Source organism: Skermanella mucosa, assembly GCF_016765655.2.
Lineage (GTDB): Bacteria > Pseudomonadota > Alphaproteobacteria > Azospirillales > Azospirillaceae > Skermanella > Skermanella mucosa.
The window spans coordinates 295,489-312,519 of the sequence record NZ_CP086108.1; the positions used below are offsets into that span (position 1 = coordinate 295,489).

At 67.8% G+C, this 17,031-nt stretch carries 17 protein-coding genes; 13 read left to right on the forward strand and 4 right to left on the reverse strand.

All coding sequences use genetic code 11. The annotated features are described in order from the left end of the window. Window positions 1–22 precede the first annotated feature (22 nt). The 6 genes from JL100_RS34340 to JL100_RS34365 all read left to right on the forward strand — a co-directional run bounded on the left by JL100_RS34340 (window position 23) and on the right by JL100_RS34365 (window position 5,165). Complete coding sequence (locus JL100_RS34340) at window positions 23–1,651, forward strand: ABC transporter substrate-binding protein (protein WP_202683238.1); 1,629 nt, start codon at window positions 23–25, stop codon at window positions 1,649–1,651. Next, window positions 1,641–2,609: an acetamidase/formamidase family protein gene (locus tag JL100_RS34345; RefSeq protein WP_202683239.1), complete on the forward strand. Its 969-nt coding sequence runs from the start codon at window positions 1,641–1,643 to the stop codon at window positions 2,607–2,609. The genes JL100_RS34340 and JL100_RS34345 overlap by 11 nt, the downstream gene beginning before the upstream one ends. Window positions 2,610–2,611: 2 nt before the next feature. Continuing rightward, window positions 2,612–3,610, forward strand: coding sequence for an ABC transporter ATP-binding protein (locus JL100_RS34350; RefSeq protein ID WP_202683240.1), 999 nt, complete (start codon window positions 2,612–2,614; stop codon window positions 3,608–3,610). Beyond that, window positions 3,610–4,593: an ABC transporter ATP-binding protein gene (locus JL100_RS34355; protein WP_202683241.1), complete on the forward strand. Its 984-nt coding sequence runs from the start codon at window positions 3,610–3,612 to the stop codon at window positions 4,591–4,593. The genes JL100_RS34350 and JL100_RS34355 overlap by 1 nt, the downstream gene beginning before the upstream one ends. Window positions 4,594–4,669: 76 nt before the next feature. Then, the gene (locus JL100_RS34360) at window positions 4,670–4,942 is read left to right on the forward strand and encodes a ribbon-helix-helix domain-containing protein (RefSeq protein ID WP_202683340.1); all 273 of its coding nucleotides are present in this window, start codon (window positions 4,670–4,672) and stop codon (window positions 4,940–4,942) included. Continuing rightward, window positions 4,929–5,165 carry a hypothetical protein gene (locus JL100_RS34365; RefSeq protein WP_202683242.1) on the forward strand — a complete coding sequence of 79 codons (237 nt, stop codon included), beginning with the start codon at window positions 4,929–4,931 and terminating at the stop codon, window positions 5,163–5,165. Before JL100_RS34360 ends, JL100_RS34365 begins: the two co-directional genes overlap by 14 nt. Window positions 5,166–5,292: 127 nt before the next feature. On the opposite strand, the gene JL100_RS34370 is transcribed toward JL100_RS34365, so the two are convergent. Next, a complete protein-coding gene (locus tag JL100_RS34370; protein WP_202683243.1) occupies window positions 5,293–6,372 on the reverse strand; it encodes an FUSC family protein in 1,080 nt (359 codons plus the stop codon). Between the two features lie 151 nt (window positions 6,373–6,523). On the opposite strand from JL100_RS34370, the gene JL100_RS34375 reads away from it, so the two are divergent. Beyond that, a complete protein-coding gene (locus JL100_RS34375) occupies window positions 6,524–7,291 on the forward strand; it encodes an HAD family hydrolase (protein ID WP_202683244.1) in 768 nt (255 codons plus the stop codon). On the opposite strand, the gene JL100_RS34380 is transcribed toward JL100_RS34375, so the two are convergent. Further along, window positions 7,258–8,754 carry an FGGY-family carbohydrate kinase gene (locus JL100_RS34380; protein WP_202683245.1) on the reverse strand — a complete coding sequence of 499 codons (1,497 nt, stop codon included), beginning with the start codon at window positions 8,752–8,754 and terminating at the stop codon, window positions 7,258–7,260. The genes JL100_RS34375 and JL100_RS34380 overlap by 34 nt on opposite strands. A 43-nt stretch (window positions 8,755–8,797) precedes the next feature. Further along, window positions 8,798–9,910 (reverse strand): ABC transporter ATP-binding protein, encoded by a 1,113-nt coding sequence (locus JL100_RS34385; RefSeq protein ID WP_202683246.1) that lies wholly within the window; start codon window positions 9,908–9,910, stop codon window positions 8,798–8,800. Between the two features lie 165 nt (window positions 9,911–10,075). Between JL100_RS34385 and JL100_RS34390 the strand changes: the two genes are divergently transcribed. Genes JL100_RS34390 through JL100_RS34415 form a run of 6 tightly spaced genes read left to right on the forward strand, consistent with a single transcriptional unit; the run spans window position 10,076 to window position 15,956 of the window. Beyond that, the gene (locus tag JL100_RS34390; protein ID WP_202683247.1) at window positions 10,076–11,107 is read left to right on the forward strand and encodes a zinc-dependent alcohol dehydrogenase; all 1,032 of its coding nucleotides are present in this window, start codon (window positions 10,076–10,078) and stop codon (window positions 11,105–11,107) included. 48 nt (window positions 11,108–11,155) lie between these two features. Next, complete coding sequence (locus JL100_RS34395; RefSeq protein ID WP_202683248.1) at window positions 11,156–12,493, forward strand: ABC transporter substrate-binding protein; 1,338 nt, start codon at window positions 11,156–11,158, stop codon at window positions 12,491–12,493. Window positions 12,494–12,550: 57 nt separating this feature from the next. Beyond that, a complete protein-coding gene (locus JL100_RS34400; protein ID WP_202683249.1) occupies window positions 12,551–13,459 on the forward strand; it encodes a carbohydrate ABC transporter permease in 909 nt (302 codons plus the stop codon). Window positions 13,460–13,462: 3 nt separating this feature from the next. Next, window positions 13,463–14,332 carry a carbohydrate ABC transporter permease gene (locus tag JL100_RS34405; RefSeq protein WP_202683250.1) on the forward strand — a complete coding sequence of 290 codons (870 nt, stop codon included), beginning with the start codon at window positions 13,463–13,465 and terminating at the stop codon, window positions 14,330–14,332. A 42-nt stretch (window positions 14,333–14,374) separates the two neighbouring features. Continuing rightward, on the forward strand, window positions 14,375–15,352 hold the full coding sequence (locus JL100_RS34410; RefSeq protein WP_201083333.1) for a sugar-binding transcriptional regulator: 978 nt from the start codon (window positions 14,375–14,377) through the stop codon (window positions 15,350–15,352). A 37-nt stretch (window positions 15,353–15,389) separates the two neighbouring features. Further along, a complete protein-coding gene (locus JL100_RS34415) occupies window positions 15,390–15,956 on the forward strand; it encodes an SIS domain-containing protein (RefSeq protein ID WP_202683251.1) in 567 nt (188 codons plus the stop codon). Window positions 15,957–16,234: 278 nt separating this feature from the next. Here JL100_RS34415 and JL100_RS34420 read toward each other — a convergent pair whose 3' ends face one another. After that, complete coding sequence (locus JL100_RS34420) at window positions 16,235–16,867, reverse strand: terminase small subunit (protein ID WP_202683252.1); 633 nt, start codon at window positions 16,865–16,867, stop codon at window positions 16,235–16,237. Between the last annotated feature and the right edge of the window lie 164 nt (window positions 16,868–17,031).

The window sequence follows — 17,031 nt, forward strand, 5'->3', positions numbered from 1 at the left end:
AGCTACAGGAGGCTTTACGGACATGCGTACCCTGATGCTTGCCGGCGCCCTCGCGTCGGCCCTGCTGTGCGGAACCGCACTCACCGAGGCAGCCGGTGCCGCCGACATAAAGAACGGCGGCTCCATGATCGTGACCTACAAGGACGACGTCGCCACCCTGGACCCGGCGATCGGCTACGACTGGCAGAACTGGTCGATGATCAAGGCGCTGTTCGACGGCCTGATGGACTACGAGCCCGGCACCACGACCCTGCGGCCGAACCTGGCCGAGAGCTACGAGATGTCGGCCGACGGCATGACCTACACCTTCAAGCTCCGGCCGGGGGTCAAGTTCCACAACGGGCGGGCGCTCACCGCCGAGGACATCAAGTATTCGATCGAGCGCACCGTCAACCCCGCGACCCAGAGCCCCGGCGCCGGCTTCTTCGGCTCGATCAAGGGCTTCGAGGCGGCGACGGCCGGCGACGGCAGCCTGTCCGGCATCACGGTGGTCGATCCGCGGACCGTCAGGATCGAGCTGTCGCGCCCCGACGCGACGTTCCTGCACGTGATGGCGATCAACTTCTCCTTCGCCGTCCCCAAGGAGGAGGTCGAGAAGTCCGGCGCCGATTTCGGCAAGCAGCCGGTCGGCACGGGCGCCTTCAAGCTGGCGGAATGGGTGCTGGGCCAGCGCGTCGTGTTCGAACGCAATCCCGACTACTTCGAACAGGGGCTGCCGCACCTGGACCAGATCACCTTCGAGATCGGGCAGGAGCCGACCGTGGCCCTGCTCCGGCTGGAGCGGGGAGAGGTCGACGTGCTGGGCGACGGCATCCCGCCGGCCCGTTTCCTGGAGGTCCGCGGCAACGCGAAGAACAAGGGCCTGATCGCGGAGGGCGGCCAGCTCCATACCGGCTACGTCACGATGAACGTGACGATGGAGCCGTTCGACGACGTCCGCGTCCGCCGGGCCGTCAACATGGCGATCAACAAGGACCGCATCGTCCGAATCATCAACGGCCGCGCCGTTCCGGCGACCCAGCCGCTGCCGCCGACCATGCCGGGCTATGCCAAGGACTACAAGGGCTACGGTTTCGACCAGAACAAGGCCAAGGCGCTGCTGGCCGAGGCCGGGTTCCCCGACGGCTTCGATACCGAGATCCTGGCCAACAACACCGACCCCAACCCCCGCATCGTCCAGGCGATCCAGCAGGACTTGGCCGCGGTCGGCATCCGGGCGGCGGTCAAGACGCTGGCCCAGGCCAACGTGATCGCCGCCGGCGGGGAGCAGCAGGGCGCCCCGATGATCTGGTCCGGCGGCATGGCCTGGATCGCGGACTTCCCCGACCCGTCCAACTTCTACGGCCCGATCCTGGGCTGCGCCGGCGCGGTGCCGGGCGGCTGGAACTGGTCCTGGTACTGCAACAAGGACCTGGACGCCAAGGCTGCGGCGGCCGACGCCATGGTCGATCCCGCGAAGAAGGAGGAGCGCACCGCCGCCTGGCGCGACATCTACCTGAGGATCATGGAGGACGCCCCCTGGGCTCCCGTGTTCAACGAGCAGCGCTTCACCATGCACAGCGCCCGCATGGGCGGTCCCGACGCGATCTTCGTCGATCCCGTCCATATCCCGGTCAACTACGAGCAAGTGTACGCAACCGATGTCCAGTAATCACACCCACGCGCCCGGCCAGGGGCACGGCCACACCATCCACCGCCACTGCCACCACCATGGCTGGGACAATTCCAACGCCCCGGTCCTGACCATCGCCCCGGGCGAGACCGTGGAGTTCGAGACGGTGGACAGCTCGGGCGGGCAGCTCGGCCCCGGCAGCGTGCTGGACGACCTGCTCCGGCTCGATTTCGGCAAGGTCAACCCGGTGACCGGCCCGGTCCATATCGACGGGGCGGAGCCGGGCGACGCGCTGAAGGTGACCCTGGTCTCCTTCAAGCCGTCGGGCTGGGGCTGGACCGCCAACATTCCCGGGTTCGGGCTGCTGGCCGACCAGTTCACCGAAGCCGCGCTGCACATCTGGAAGTACGATTCCGCCAGCATGGCGCCGGCCCTCTACGGGCCCGGCGGCCGGGTTCCCCTCAAGCCCTTCACCGGCACGATCGGGCTGGCACCGGCCGAGCCGGGGCTGCACAGCGTGGTTCCGCCGCGCAGGGTAGGGGGCAACCTGGACGTCCGCGACCTGTGCGCCGGCACCGAGCTGTACCTGCCGGTCGAGGTGGCGGGAGCCCTGTTCTCCGTCGGCGACACCCACGCGGCCCAGGGCGACGGCGAGGTCTGCGGCACCGCGATCGAGAGCCCGATGGACGTCACGCTGAAGTTCGAGCTGGTCAAGGGCGCCAACTTGGCCTTCCCGCGCTTTCGCACCCGCGGCCCGGTGACCCGCCACCTGGACGCGGAAGGATACGAGGTGACCACCGGCGTCGGCCCCGACCTGATGGAAGGGGCGCGGGCTGCCGTGTCGGGCATGATCGACCTGCTGACCGCCCGGCACGGCATGTCGGCGGTGGAGGCCTACATGCTGTGCAGCGTCTGCGGCGACCTGCGCGTCAGCGAGATCGTGGACATGCCGAACTGGGTGGTCAGCTTCTACTTCCCGCGGGTGGTGCTGTCCTGACCATGTCCGAAACCAGGCCGCTGCTGGAGGTCCCGCTGCTGGAAGTTCAGGACCTGACCGTCAGCTTCGGCGGGCGGGACCGGGGCGACGCCCGCGCCACCGTGCTGGACGGGGTCGGCTTCACCCTGAACGCCGGCTCGGTGGTCGGGCTGGTCGGCGAGTCCGGCTGCGGCAAGAGCGTCACCGCCATGTCGATCCTGCGCCTGCTGCCGTCTCCGCCGAGCCGGGTGGAGCGGGGCAGCGTGCGGTTCGACGGCACCGACCTGCTGGCCCTGGACGAAGGCGCCATGCGCGACATGCGGGGCAACCGCATCGGCATGATCTTCCAGGAGCCCATGACCAGCCTGAACCCGACCTTCACGGTCGGCTGGCAGATCGACGAGGCGCTGCGCCTTCACACCGCCCTGGACCGGGCGGAGCGGCACCGGCGCTGCCTGGAGCTGCTCCGCCTCGTCGGGATCGGGGCGCCGGAGCGGCGGCTCGCGCAGTACCCGCACGAGCTGTCCGGCGGCCTGCGCCAGCGTATCATGATCGCCATGGCGCTGGCCTGCGAGCCGCGCCTGCTGGTGGCCGACGAGCCGACCACCGCGCTCGACGTGACGATCCAGGCGCAGATCCTGGACCTTCTCTCGGGCCTGCGCGAGCGGCTCGGCATGGCGATCCTGCTGATCACCCACGACCTGGGCGTGGTCGCGGAATATTGCGACGAGGTCGTGGTGATGTATGCCGGCCGGGTGGTCGAGACGGCGCCGGTCCGACCGCTGTTCGCCCATCCGCGCCACCCCTACACCGCGGGGCTGCTCGCCTCCATGCCCAGGCTCGACGGCGGCCGGGGCGTCCTGCCGACCATCCCCGGCATGGTGCCCAGTCCCGGCAAACGCCCGCCGGGGTGCCCCTTCGCCGACCGCTGCCCCAACGTCCTGGACCGCTGCCGGGCCGAGATGCCTCCGCTGGCGGGTGGCCCGGACCGCCATGCCTTCGCCTGCTGGAACCCCGCGTGATGACTTCGGCCCCTGAAGCGACGGCGCCCGACGACCTGCTGACGGTCGAGAACCTGACCAAGCATTTCCCGATCAAGGGCGGCGGCGTGATCCATGCCGTCAACGGCGTCAGCCTGAGCCAGCGCCGCGGCGAGACGATCGGCATCGTCGGCGAGTCCGGCTGCGGCAAGTCCACCCTGGCGCGGCTGTGCCTGCGGCTGGTCGAGCCGACCTCCGGCGCGATCCGGTTCGATGGCGAGGACATCAGGGCCTTGCCGGCGCGTGCGCTCCGCGCCCGCCGCCGCGACATGCAGATCATCTTCCAGGACCCCTACGCCTCGCTCGACCCCCGGATGAGCGTCGGCGACATCATCCGGGAGCCGCTGGACATCCATAGCATCGGCAACCGGGCCGAGCGGCGGGTCCAGGTCGCCCAGCTTCTGGAGAAGGTCGGGCTTCCCGCCGATGCCGCCCGGCGCTATCCGCACGAGTTCTCCGGCGGGCAGCGCCAGCGGATCGGCATCGCCCGGGCGATCGCGCTGAAGCCCAAGCTGGTCGTCGCGGACGAGCCGGTCTCCGCCCTGGATCTGTCGATCCAGTCCCAGGTGCTGAACCTGCTGGTGGCGCTGCGGGTGGAGATGAACCTGTCCTACCTGTTCATCTCCCACGATCTCGCAGTGATCCGCTATATCAGCGACCGGGTCGCGGTGATGTATCTGGGCCGGATCGTCGAGCTGGCGGACGTGGACACGCTCTACGCCGACCCCGCCCACCCCTACACCCGGGCACTGCTGTCGGCGATCCCGCAGCCCGACCCGGAACGCCGTCGCGCCCGCACCGTTCTGGCCGGCGATCTGCCCAACCCGGAATCACCGCCGCCCGGCTGCCCCTTCCATCCCCGCTGCCCCGCCGCCATGGACCATTGCCGCACCGTCGAACCGGCGGAGCGGAACATCGGCACACCGGACAGGCCGCATCTGGTGAGCTGCCATCTTTACGGTTGATGCCAAGGGCTTTGAAGGCGGTGCTACCGGGTGGTAGCATATGAACGACACGGACATCGGCTTTCGGGATTTTGACATGACGGTCAAGACATCGATTTTCTTGACGGATGAGCAGGAAGCATATGCCCGAAGCCTTGTGACCGCCGGTCGGTATTCCAGTCTCAGCGCGGTGCTTCAGCAGGGACTCGAACTGCTCAGGCGCGACAACGAGGCGCGCGATGCGGAAATCACCGGCCTGCGGGCACTGATCGAGCGGCGCCATTCGGAAGGCTTCGTCTCTCTCGAGGATAGCGAGCGGGACATCGACGCGATGCTCGAGAACAGAAGACAAGATCGTGCGGATTTATGACGTCCGTCCGGCCAGGGGCGTCGTCCGCGACTTGGCGCTGATTGAAAGCTTCCTCTTCAAAACATTCCGGAACCTGGGGGATAGCCCCGAGGATGCCGGCGACCGTGCCGCCGCCCGCGTCAAAGCTGCCGCCGCCTATATGCGGACATTCGACAGAAACCCGCATCTGGGTACCGAGCATCCCGGAATATGGCCGGGCCTGCGCACTGTGACCAAAGAATAGTTCATCTTCTACTTCGAGATCGACGAGCTCAGGTTCGAAGTCAGGATTCTCGCCGTCTTCTTCGGAGGAGAAGATCACACGCAGAGGATCATGGACCGGCTCCAATACTGAAGCGATGCGCCTTCGTCTATCGCCGTTCCTGCGGCGGCCGGACCAGCTTGGTCAGGGAGTCAAGGTTGCTGACCAGATGGTCCATGGCGAGCGACAGGGCGAACACCCGTTCCGCCTCGTCCGCCGGGAGGCTGCGGGTGGCGCCCTGCCGGCGGACCTCGGCCAGGGCGATTTCCAGCGCATGCCTCGCGTCCCGGACGGCGTCGATCCGGGGCAGGGGATCGCCCGACCGGATCGCTTGGGAGAGCTCCAGGAGATGGGCGCGGGCGGCTTCGGATAAACGGTACAGGGGGTCCGCCAGCGGTTCGCGCGGCCCGGAAGCCAGCGGCCCTCCACTGGTCCGCTGCGCAAAGACGATGGTATGCCACAGATGCTGGGCGCACCTCACGATCGTGACAGGATCGATGATCCGGTCGTGACTCCGTCGGCGGCGCTCGATCGGCCGGCGCGACTGCGACGCCGAACTCTCGGCCGCCTGCAAGGCTCCCAGGATTTGGTCGTCCAGTTCCGCGATCCTCGACGGCTCCTTTTGCCGGCCGAGAAGCTCGTCGGTCACCTCCGCCAGCAGGTCGGCGCACAGGTCGAGGGCGCGCGAGACCTGCCGCGCCGACTGGCGATGGGCCGAGATTGGAAACAGCAGGCGCGACGTAACGGTCGCGATCAAGGCTCCCAGCACGATCTGGGCAGCCCGCCCCGCCGCGGTCGCCAGCACGTCGGCCTCGTCGGGAGGCGGCGCCAGGATCAGGATCGCCGCGGCGATCGCGCCGAACCTCAGCCCGGGCCAGATCCCGGCGATGAAGACCAGCGCCGTCCCGACGACGAAGAGCGCCGCGGCCTGGGGAAGGGGGGTGGCCGGGACGATCAGCACGGCCGCGATCCCGGCCCCCGTGCCCAGCGCGGTCCCGATGATCCTGTTGATCGCCGTTCCGATGGTGCCGCCGACGCTCAGCTGGATCACGAACAGGGCGGAGATCACGCCCCAGGTGAGCTGCTGAAAGCCCAACAGCCGGCACAGTTCCAAGGTGACCACGGCCGCGACGCCGGTCTGGATCGCCATCCGCGTTGGGTCCCGGTAGCGCCCCAGCTTCTCCCGCATCGTCCGTCCGGTCTTGGTCCGAGTGTCGGGCGGATCAACCCGAAAGTCGTGGAATCGTTGCGGGACGGAAGGGGAGAAACGTCTTCAAGGCGGGGCTGGGGCACTGCATACTGAAGGCTCGGACAACGGCAGTAATCGAAGAGGCACGGCGATGACCCTCCAGGCGATCATCTTCGACGTCGACGGCACCCTCGCGGAAACCGAGGAGGAGCATCGCCGGGCTTTCAACGAGACCTTCGGCAGCTTCGGCCTGGACTGGCACTGGGACCGCCGGCTCTATGCCGAGCTGCTCAGGGTGACCGGTGGCAAGGAGCGCATCCGCGATTATGTCAGCCGCCACCGCCCGGCGGAGGCGGGCAGGGTGGAGCCGATCGTCGGCGAGATCCACAGGGCCAAGACGGACCGCTACGTCTCGAACCTTGCGGAGGGCGGCGTAGCACTCCGCCCCGGCGTGGCGCGGCTGATCCGGGAAGCAGGGGACGCCGGCCTGCGGCTCGCCATCGCGACCACCACCAGCCTGCCCAACGTGAAGATCCTGCTGAAGCAGGCGCTGGGGCCGGACGCCCTGGGCCTGTTCGAGGTAATCGCCGCCGGCGACATGGTCGAGGCCAAGAAGCCGGCGCCGGACGTCTACCTGCTGGCGCTCGACCGATTAGGGCTTCCGGGCCAAGCCTGCGTCGCGATCGAGGATTCCTACAACGGCGTCATGGCGGCGCGGCGCGCCGGCATCCCGACGCTCGCCACCACCAGCGACTATACCCGCTTCGAGGACCTGCGCTACGCCATGGGCGTGCTGTCGGACCTGGGCGAGCCCGACGCGCCGTTCCTGCATCTGGGCGGCATCGGCGCGGGCGAGCGCTGCGTCACCGTCGAGATGCTGAGACGCTACGGCCGAAGCACCACCTTGAGCGCCGGGTAGAGCGCCTTGTAGGAATCATAGACCGGCCGGTACGCCTCGTAGCGCTTCATGTCGGGCTCGACCGTCCGGACCACCTGGACCATGCGGCCCGCCGCCGTCGCGATGTCGTTGTAGTGGCCGGCGCCGACCGCGGCCAGCACGGCGCTGCCCAGCATGGGCGCGTTGGCGATGCGGGTCAGCTTGAGCGGCAGGCCGGACACGTCGGCATGGATCTGGATCCACAGGTCCGAGTTGGTCGCCCCGCCGCAGACTACCACGTCCTCCGGCTTGAAGCCGGCGGCGCCCATGGTCTCCAGGATCAGCTCGGTGCCGAAGGCGACGCTCTCCATCATGGCGCGGAAGATGTGCGCCGGCCCGTGGCGCAGGGTCAGGCCGGTGATCGCCCCGCGCGAGGCGGAGTCCGTGTAGGGCGTCCGGTTGCCCTGGAAATGGTCGAGCACGACCAGCCCCTCCGAGCCGGGCGGCAACTCGGCCGCCTCGGCGTTCAGTCGCTCGTAGGTGATGCCGGAATCGATCAGCCGCTTGAACCAGGCGATCACCGACCCGGTGGAGGTCTGGCCGCCCTCGATCGCGTGCAGGCCGGGGATCACCGCGTCGGGGTAGGTGCCCCAGAAGCCGGCGCCATGGACCTCCTCTCCCACGAATCCCAGGTGGTTGTGGGACGAGCCGGTGATCATGGCGAGCCGGTTCGGCTGCACCACGCCCAGCCCGATCATCCCGATGAAGGCGTCCGATCCGCCCTGGGCGACCGGAAGGCCGGCGGGAAGTCCCAGATGCTCGGCGGCGGCGGAGGTCAGGCCGCCGATCACCTCGCCCAGCGGCAGCACCTCGCGCGGCCAGCGGTCGAGCAGGGCGGTCAGGTCCAGTTTCGAGAGCAGGCCGGCGGCGTAGCCGGTCCGGCTGTCATAGTGCCAGCGGGTGGACGCGCTGGTGATGTTGGCGACCATGCGGCCGGTCAGGTGAAAATTGATGTAGTCCTGGCAGTCGCAGACATAGTCGGCCCGCTCGAACAGGTCCGGCTGGTTCTCCGCCATCCAGAGGGACTTGGGAATCATCCACTCGGCCGAGACGGGGCCGCGGCCGGCGTTGTTCACCTTCAGCGCCGGGTCGTCCAGCGCCGCGATGCGGGCGGCCTGGGGGGCTGCCCGCATGTCCATCCAGATGATCGCGGGACGGAGCGACCGGCCCTGGTCGTCCATCGCCACCACGGTGCAGCAGGTGGTGTCGGCGGCGAGGCCGACGATCTGGTCGGGACGGATGCCGGCCTTGCCGACCGCCTGGCGGACCGAGGCGCCGAGCGCCCGCCACCACTCCTCCGGGCTCTGCTCGGCCCATCCGGCCTGGGGGAACCGGGTCTCGATCGGCGTCACGCCCTCGGCGACCAGGCCGCCGTCCAGGTCGAAGACGCCCGCCCGCATGCTCTCGGTGCCTGCGTCGATGCCGATCACGTAGATGTCTGCCATCACGCACCTGATCTCGGGAAAAGGGGAGGGGAGACGGGAAGCCTCACGCCGCGACCGCGGAGTGCCGCGCCAGGTGCGGCAGCGCCATGCCGGCCTCGTCGAACAGGTGGCAGCAGCGGCCGGAGACGCCGATGCTCAGCTGTTCCCCCGCCTTCACCGGGGAATTGCCGTCGCCCTTGACCATCAGCTCGCTGCCCTCGGCCGTCCTGGTATAGGCGAAGGTCTCGCCGCCCAGATGTTCCACCACCAGGGTCTGGCCGACGATCCGGGCCTCGCCGTGGCCTTGGTCGGACAGGTCTTCCGGCCGCATGCCGAGGGTCAGCCTGGCACCGGGCGACACGCCGTCGGGCCTGACCGGCACCGTCAACCGGTCGCCGCCGGGCAGGGTGACGGTCACGCCGCCGGCCGCGACGCCGGCCGCCTGGACCGGCAGGAAGTTCATCTGGGGCGACCCGATGAAGCCGGCGACGAAGCGGTTGACCGGGTGGCGGTACAGTTCCAGCGGGCTGCCGACCTGCTCGATCCGGCCCTTGTTCAGCACCACGATCTTGTCGGCCAGGGTCATGGCCTCGACCTGGTCGTGGGTCACGTAGATCATGGTCGCCTTGAGGTCGGCGTGCAGCTTGGCGATCTCGATCCGCATCTGCACCCGCAGCGAGGCGTCCAGGTTGGACAGCGGCTCGTCGAACAGGAAGACGTCGGGCTGGTGGACGATGGCGCGGCCGATGGCGACCCGCTGGCGCTGGCCGCCCGACAGGGCCTTGGGCTTGCGGTCGAGCAGCGGTTCGAGCTGGAGGATACGGGCGGCGTTGCGCACCCGGCCCTCGATCTCCGCCTTGGGCGCCTTCTGCATCTTCAGGCCGAAGGCGATGTTGTCGTAGACCGTCATGTGCGGGTAGAGCGCGTAGGACTGGAACACCATCGCGACGCCGCGGTCCGCCGGCTCCAGGTAGGTCACGTCCCGGCCACCGATGGAGATCCGCCCCCGGGTGATGCTCTCCAGCCCCGCGATGGTCCGCAGCAGCGTCGACTTCCCGCAGCCGGACGGCCCGACGAACACCACGAACTCCCGGTTCTCGATGTCCAGATCGATGTCGTGCAGGACCTTCACATCGCCGTACGCCTTCTCGACGCCGCTCAGCTTGACCTCGGTCACTTGCTCTCCCCTTCCCAAGTTTCTCGTTCTCGCACCGGTGCTTACTCAACCCTCGTTACGCCGAATAAATGTATTGTCCGAATTACAAAAGCTTGACACCCTTAGTTTCCTGACAATACGATATTTGTAAATTCATTCTTACAAAAGTCAAGGAGGAGACCCAGCATGCGCGCCGCGTACATCCACGGGATCCGGGATATCCGGGTGGGCGACAAGCCGACCCCCCAGCCCGCGGCCAACGAGGTTCTCCTGAGCGTCAGCGCCGTCGGCGTATGCGGCAGCGACCTGCATTACTACAAGGAAGGGGCGATCGGCTCCGCCCGGATCAGCCAACCCTTCGTGCCGGGGCACGAGTTCGCCGCTCATGTGATCGAAGACCGGCCCGAGCTGGGCCTGAAGGCCGGCCAGCTGGTCGCGGTCGATCCGGCGAAGCCCTGCGGCCATTGCGAATGGTGCGAGCGCGGCCACGTCAACCTGTGCCCGAACGTGGAGTTCATGGGCGCGCCGCCGACGACCCACGGCGCCATGACCGAGCTGATCTCCGCCGCCCCCAGCCAGATCTTCCCGGTGCCGGACAATTTCACCGACATCCAGGCGGTCATGCTGGAGCCGCTGGGCGTCGCGATCCACGCCATGGACCTGGCCAAGATGAAGCGGGTGCTGGAGACGGTCGCGATCATCGGCAGCGGCCCGATCGGCCTGTGCCTGCTCCAGCTCGCCAAGCTGATGTGCAAGGACAAGGTCTACGCGATCGACCCCGTGGGCTACCGCGCCAGCCTGGCGAAGAAGCTGGGCGCCGACGAAGTCGCCGACAGCCATACCGCCATCGCGGACTGGACCGGCGGCCGGGGCGTGGATCTGGTGCTGGAGGCGACCAATTCGCCCATGGGCTTCCAGATCGCGGCGGAATCCGCCCGGATCGGCGGCCGGGTCGTGCTGGTCGGCATCCCCGACGGCGACCAGTATGTCCCGCTCAGCGCGTCGCTGCTGCGGCGCAAGGGTCTGGACATCAAGATGTCGCGGCGCATGGGCCATGTCTACGAACGCGCCATCAAGCTGGTCGCCGGTGGCAGGGTGGACGTGGATACCATGGTGACCCATCGCTTCGCGCTCGACAAGGCCGACGACGCCTTCAGCTACCCGGCTGAATTCCACGACGGCGCGGTGAAGACCATCATCCTGCCGAACCAGGCCTGACCTGCAGATCAAACAGCATTTCATCAAAAACATCCTGGAGGGAACGTGATGAGGAAAAAGCTTGCGTGCGCCATCGCCTTCGCGGCGGCGCTCGTATCTTCCACCAGCGCCATGGCCTGGACGCTGGAACAGGCGGCGGAGCCCTACAAGGGCACCAGCATCAAGGCGATCTTCCTTGACCGGCCCGGCTACGCCGCCGCGATCAAGCTGCTGCCGGAGTTCGAGAAGAAGACCGGCATCAAGGTTGATTACGAGATCGTTCCCTACGAGAACAGCCGCGAGCGGCAGGTGCTCGACTTCACCGCGGGCGGCGAGATCGACGTGGTGCTGACCGACGTGGTCTGGATCGGCGAGTTCGCCGGCAACGGCTGGCTGGAGCCGATCAAGACCTTCACCGACGACGAGGACCTGGCCGACCCGAACCTGAAGCTGGACGGCTTTTTCCCGATCCTGCTGGAGTCCTTCGGCACCTGGGGCGACGAGGTCTACGGCCTGCCGTTCGACAATTACTCCGGCCTGCTCTACTACAACAGGTGCATGCTCCAGGAGGCCGGCTTCGACAAGCCGCCCGCCACCTGGGACGAGCTGCTTAACGTCTACGGTCCCAAGCTGACCGACCAGGCGAACCGGAAATACGCCTTCGCGCTCCAGTCGCGCCGGGGCGAGACCCAGTCGGCCGACAGCTTCATGCGCGTGCTGTGGCCGTTCGGCGGCTCGCTGCTGGACGACAAGTTCAAGTCGAACCTGAACTCCCAGGAATCCCAGGCCGGCCTGAAGTTCCGCCAGGACTTGATGAAGATCATGCCGCCGGGCATCGTCGACTATGACCACGCCGAGGCGGTCAACGCCCTGGCGCAGGGCAACGTCGCGATGATCACGGAATGGTCGGCCTTCTACAGCACGCTGGCCGACCCGTCCAAGTCGCGGATCACCGACTGCCTCGCGGTCGCGACCGAGCCCGAAGGACCGGCCGGACTGAAGCCGGCGCTGGGCGGCTTCTCGCTGGGCGTCAACGCGCAGTCGTCGGACGACAAGAAGGCCGCCGCCTGGCTGTTCATCCAGTGGGTGACGTCCGAGGAGATGGCGAAGCCCTATGTGGAGGCCGGTGGCGTCAGCGGACGCACCTCGGTCTACAAGGATGCCGACATCCAGAAGCGCTATCCCTTCGTCCAGCCCATGGTCGCGTCCTGGGACGGCGGCGTTCCCGACTTCCGCCCCCGCTTCGCCGAGTGGCCGGAAATCTCCGAGGTGGTAGCCGAGTGGGGCACCCGGATGATGCTGGGCAATGTCAGCGTCGAGGAAGGTGCCCGGTCGATCGGCACCCGGGTCGAGGAGATCCTGGGCCAGGCCGGCTACTATGACGGCAGCAAGCCGCTCCGGAAGTAACAGGGTGGGGCGGCGGACCGCCGCCCCATCACCACGTAGCAGGGGAGATCCGCGTCCATGCCCAGCGGAACCAAGCCGGCCGTGTTTCCCACGCTCTGGAACAACGGGCGGGCGGCCTTCGCCTTCCTGGCACCGGCGGTGGTGGCGCTGGCGCTGATCGGGATCTTCCCGACGGTGTTCGCGCTGGTCAACTCGTTCCGGCGCTACAACCTGGCCCGTCCGCGCGACCCCATCTCCTTCGTCGGGTTCGAGAACTACCTGACGGTGCTCTACGACCCGTCCTTCTGGGGCGCGCTGGGAAGGACCTTCACCTTCCTGATCACCGTCGTGCCGATCCAGATCGCCCTGGGCCTGGCGATCGCCCTGCTGCTGCACAAGCCGGGGCTGTCCGGCTTCAAGCTGCTGGCGCGGCTGAGCCTGGTGATCCCGCTGGCGACCGCGCCGGCCGTGGTCGGGCTGATCGGAAGGCTGATCTTCAACCGCGACTTCGGCGTCGCCAACGCCATCCTGACCCTGGTCGGGAGCGGCCCGATCGAGTGGCTGGGCGACACGACCAACGCCTTCATCGCGGTGGCGCTGATGGACATCTGGCAGTGGACGCCGTTCTGCGCCCTTGTCCTGCTGGCCGGCCTGACCATGGTCCCGACCGAGATAGAGGAGGCGGCGAGGCTGGAGACCCGCAGCCGCTGGCAGATCGTCCGCTATGTGCAGCTGCCTTTCCTGCTGCCCAGCATCACGGTGATCCTGATCCTGCGGACGGCCGACATCCTGAAGATGTTCGACACCGTCTTCACCATGACGCGCGGCGGCCCGGGGGCCGCGACCGAGCTGGTCAGCGTCTATATCCAGCGCGTGGGCTTCCGGGTGTTCGACCAGGGGGTGGCCTCGGCCCAGGCGATCCTGCTGCTGATCCTTACCATCATCCTCGCCCGCCTGTACATCAAGTTCGTCTACCGGGAGATCTGACCCATGGCCGTGGCAACCGCCGACAGCGCCGTCCCGGCGACATCCCGCCAGACCAGGCCGAAGCGGCTGGTGACCGCCTGGCATCTGGTCGGGCTGCTCGCGATCTTCCTGTTCGCCGTGTTCCCGTTCTACTGGATGGTCGCGACCAGCCTGAAGACCCAGGCGGAGGCGCTGGCGTCGCCGCCGATCTGGGTCTTCACGCCCCGGCTGGACAATTACTTCGAGGTGCTGTTCAACCGCGACGTCCTGTCCAGCCTGATCAACTCGATCATAATAGCGGTCTCCACGACGGTGCTGGCGGTGGGGCTGGGCACGCCGGCGGCCTATGCGCTGGCCCGGTTCGAGTTCAAGGCGAAGGAGGAGCTGTGGTTCTGGTTCATCACCAACCGCATGCTCAGCCCGATCGTCGTGGCGCTGCCGATCTTCCTGATGGCCCGGACCTTCGGCCTGATCGACACCCATATCGTGCTGATCCTGGTCTACCTGACCTTCAACCTGCCGATCGTGGTGTGGATCTGCACCGACCAGTTCCGCGGCGTTCCGAAGGACCTGGACGAGGCGGCGCGGCTGGCGGGCGCCTCGCGCTTCACGATCTTCTGGCGGATCGCCCTGCCGCTCGCCATGCCCGGCGTCGCGGTGTCGGCGATCTTCTCCTTCATCTTCTCGTGGAACGAACTGCTCTATGCCCTGGTCCTGACGCGCAACGCGGCGCGGACGGCCCCGGTGGCGGCGACCAGCTTCATGAGCGGCTACGACCTGCCATGGGGCGAGATCATGGCGACCGGCACGCTGATCGTCCTGCCGGTGATCATTTTCGCCCTGATGGTGTCCAAGCACCTCGTCCAGGGATTGACCATGGGAGCGGTGAAATAGGACTGTTGCAGTTGCAGTCCGACGATGCGGGAAGGAAAAGCCGTGCAGACCAGGAGCCTGGACGACGATGTGGCCACCAGCTCGGACGAGCAGCTGAACATCCGCATCGCGTGGTATTACTATATCACCGACATGACCCAGCAGCAGATCGCCGACCGCTTCGGTATCACGCGGGTGCGGGTCAACAAGGCCCTGGCGACCAGCCGGGAGACCGGCGTCGTCCAGATCCGGATCAATTCCAAGCTGGCCTCCTGCATCAAGCTGGAATACGAGCTGGAACAGCTCTACGGCCTGTCGCGGGTGACGGTCGTCCCGACGCCGGAGGACGACCGCTTCATCTTCCGCGTCCTGGGCGTCGGCGTGGCGCCCTATATCCACGACCAGGTGTTCGACGGCTGCACCCTGGCGGTCGGCTGGGGGCGGACGCTGCGGCAGGCGGTGCGCGAGACGCGGGGCCGGTCGCTGCCCAACATGACGGTGCTGTCGCTGCTGGGCGGCCTGCATTACGGCTCGGCCAACAACACGGCGGAGATCGCGTCGAGCTTCGCCAGCCTGTTCGGCGGCTCGTATTATTACCTGGCGGCCCCGGTCTATGCGAGCTCGGACGAGTACCGCGACATGATCCTGGCCGAAGCCTCGGTCCAGGACGTGCTGGGCAAGGCCCGCACCGCCGACATCGCCCTGGTCACGGTCGGCGACCTGACCAAGCGGTCGCTGATGATCGAGCTGGGGCTGGTCAGCCCGGAGGACGCCAAGACCCTGAAGGCCGCGGGTGCTGTCGGCGACCTGTTGGGCCACTACCTGAACAAGGACGGCGAGGAGGTCGACCACCCGCTGAACCGCCGGGTGATCGCGCTGGACCTGGAGGACCTGAAGCGGGTCAGGAAGGTCGTCCTGGTGTCCGGCGGGCCGTACAAGGCCGACATCATCCGCGCCGTCCTGCTGCGCAACTTCGTCCACGAGCTCGTGATCGACGAGGCGACCGCCGAACGGCTGGTCAGCCGCCAACCCAGGAAATGACCCCGGAATTGGCCCAGGAATTGACCCAGGAAACGACATGACCGAGAGCGTTGCAGCGCTGGCATCCCAAGCCTGCGCCGAGATCGCCGCGACCTTCCGGACGATCGACGAAACGGCGGTGGCGGAACTGGTCGAGGCGATCGCCGCCGCCCGGCGGGTCGTCCTGCACGGCGTCGGCCGGGAAGGGCTGATGATGCGGGCGCTGACCATGCGCCTGTTCCACATGGGCCTGGACGCCCATCCCGTGGGCGACATGACGACGCCGGCGGTCGGCCCCGGCGACCTGCTGGTGGTCAGCGCCGGACCGGGGGAGTTCGCTACGGTCAATGCCCTGATGGGCGTGGCGAAGGCCGCGGGCGCCCGGGTCGCCGTCGTCACCGCCCAGCCCGGAGGCGGTGCCGCCCGCGCCGCCGACCTGGTGATGTGCCTGCCGGCCCAGACCATGGCGAGTGATTCCGGCCCCGCGGCCAGCGCGGTCCTGTCCATGGGAAGCGCCTTCGAGGGCGCGCAATACGTCTTCTTCGAGGTGCTGGTCCTGCTGCTGCGCCAAAGGCTGGGCATCGGCGCGGAGGACATGCGCGCCCGGCACACCAACTTGGAGTGACGGGATTGGTATAGGCGGGGCGGAGTGGCTTGTCCGGGTCCACGGCTGTCCGGCACGATACCGGCTGATCAACCATCGAGAACATGCCTGGCGACTGTTTTCTCCTTCGGTTCGTCATCCGCGGGCTTGACCCGCGGATCTCAAGGCACGGAGGCTTCGATGCTTCCTGCGAACGATGGCCGGATCAAGTCCGGCCATGACGAAAACGGAGTGCTTCTCCCCGCGATCAACCCTTTCGCGGAATAGGCAATCACCGTGCCGGACAGCCGTGGGCCAGGTCAGCCCATCGCGGCGAGCGCCCCCGCCTTGAAGACGGGCAGGGCGTTTGCCGGAAGCGGCTGGGTCAACGAGGTCGAGGTCATCAAGGCGGGTGCCCGGCGCGGGGCGAAGGGCGCCGGCTTAGGGGCCGGCCTGCCGGCCGTCTTCGATCGCGGCCCCGGGTCACTATCCGAGGTCACTATTTCAACGCTGGCACCGGCGAGGCGGCCGTCGTTCTCCTCGGCCGGGTCGGGGTCGTGCGTCTCCAGGTCGGCATCGGGGTGCGGAGCGGCCGTGAAGAGATGGGGGATGCGCTTGTCCAACATGATGCCGCACAGCTTCAGGCGCAGCTCGACGGCGCGCAGCGCCAGGGCGCATTGCTTCTTCTCCATCGCGTCGGCGATGATCGCCTTGACCGTCTCCGCCGCCTCCTTCAGCTCGGCCTCGATCCCGGCGGAGCGGGCCGCCCGAAGCTGATCGACGCGGATGCGGGTTTCCGGCCGGGCCATCAGGTACACCCCGCGCTGCTTGGCGCCCTTGGGCGAATAGCCGGCCCGGCGCGCGGCCTCGGCCCCGCCGACATTGGCGGCCATGGCTTGGCAGAAAGCCTCGTGCCGAGCGGTGAGGCGGATCACGGGAGTTGCATCGGACATGGCGGTGGCCCTCGGCGGTAGATGGTGCCGGGGAGTTTACAGGAGATGTGAGAACAAATAAAGAACAATGCGTGTTTCCTGTTTGTTGGAGGGGAGCTGACGGGCCGAGCCCTTGCTGCGCCATATCGATTTCGTGGCCGCTTATCTGATTGCGAAGGGTGAGA